The organism is Xanthobacter sp. BG11Y11_SDJG, assembly GCF_057364445.1.
Genome location: NZ_JBNFNU010000685.1, coordinates 1 through 1,259, shown reverse-complemented (window position 1 = coordinate 1,259; position 1,259 = coordinate 1). Strand labels below are relative to the sequence as shown.

Below are 1,259 nucleotides of genomic sequence, written 5' to 3'. Positions count from 1 at the left end.
GCGCCAGCGCCGGTGCAGCAGCGCGCGGTCGAACAGGAGCGGTCCTGCCCCCCGGCGGCGCGGGCCGGCGTGCCAGGCGGGGGAGCGGAGGCGTCTTCGGTCATCGCCCGCATATAGGCCTTCCCGGCGCCCGGCGCATCCGCCGGTGTCGTGCAGGGCCGATCAGGTCGGGGACGCGCCTGCCGTCTGCAATCCGGACCACCGGCCTGCTCGCCCCTGGCGCGGCTGCGACCAATGCGTATTGACAGTATACTGTCGAAATGACAGTGTGCAGCCATTATGTCGATGCTGCGGCCTTCCGATCCCTTCGCCCACCCGGCCAGCGCTCTCGCGCTGGAGGTCTTCCGCCTCAACGGCGCGCTCATCGCGCTCGGTGACGCCCTGGTGGCGCCGCTCGGTCTCACCAGCGCGCGCTGGCAGGTGCTCGGCGCGGTCGCAGCGGCGCCGGACGGCCTGCCGACCGCCGACATCGCCCGCGCCATGGGCTTGACCCGCCAATCCGTGCAGCGGGTGGTGGACGACCTCGCGGCGGCGGGCTTCCTCGCCTTCGCGCCCAATCCCCGGCACAAGCGCCGCCAAGCTGGTGCGCCTCACCGGCGCCGGCGCGGCGGCGTTCGATGCGGCCAGCGCGCTGTGGGCGCCGATTGCCGATGCGCTTGCGGACCGGGGCGGGGTCCGCGGGGATCGGCCGCGGCGGCGGCGCTCCTGCGCCAGGCCCGCGAGATTCTCAACGACGTCCAACCGGGGCGTCAGTCCACCCGCGAAGTCCAAGGAGAAGCGCCATGATGTCCGCCAGGACGCCCGGCCTGCTGCGCCGGCTCCATCCCGTTGCCGGCGTGCTGGCGCTGGCGCTCATCCTCGGCTTCTGGCTCGCCACCGCGACGAGCGAACTGCTGCTCGGTCACGATGCGGTGCTGGCGGTGAAGACCGGCATCCTCTACGCCATGGCGCTGCTCATCCCCGCCATGGCGACCGTGGGCGCGACCGGATTCCGCCTCGGCGGACGCTCGCAGGCGCCGCTGGTGGCGGCGAAGCGGCGGCGCATGCCGGTGATCGCGCTCAACGGGCTCCTGGTGCTGGTGCCCTGCGCGCTCTTCCTCCAGGCGCGGGCGGCGGCGGGGACGTTCGATGGGCTCTTCTATGCCGTTCAGGCCCTGGAGCTGGTTGCCGGCGCGCTCAACATCGCGCTGCTGTCCCTGTCGCTGCGCGACGGCCTGAAGCTGGCGGCCGGGCGGCGCGGGCCAGCCGGCGCCGCCGCT

Annotated in this window: 2 protein-coding genes; both read left to right on the top strand. The window is 73.8% G+C overall.

The window, feature by feature from the left end; translation table 11 throughout:
* Positions 1-285: 285 nt before the first annotated feature.
* Positions 286-786 carry a MarR family winged helix-turn-helix transcriptional regulator gene (locus AC2W7M_RS25760; protein WP_486135969.1) on the top strand — a complete coding sequence of 167 codons (501 nt, stop codon included), beginning with the start codon at positions 286-288 and terminating at the stop codon, positions 784-786.
* On the top strand, positions 783-1,259 hold a 477-nt coding region (locus AC2W7M_RS25755; protein WP_486135967.1), incomplete at its 3' end, for a hypothetical protein. The genes AC2W7M_RS25760 and AC2W7M_RS25755, both read left to right, overlap by 4 nt.

Bases quoted from the DNA above. Each gene is read 5' to 3' on its own strand.
- AC2W7M_RS25760 (WP_486135969.1), top strand. From the start codon at position 286: ATGCTGCGGCCTTCCGATCCCTTCGCCCACCCGGCCAGCGCTCTCGCG.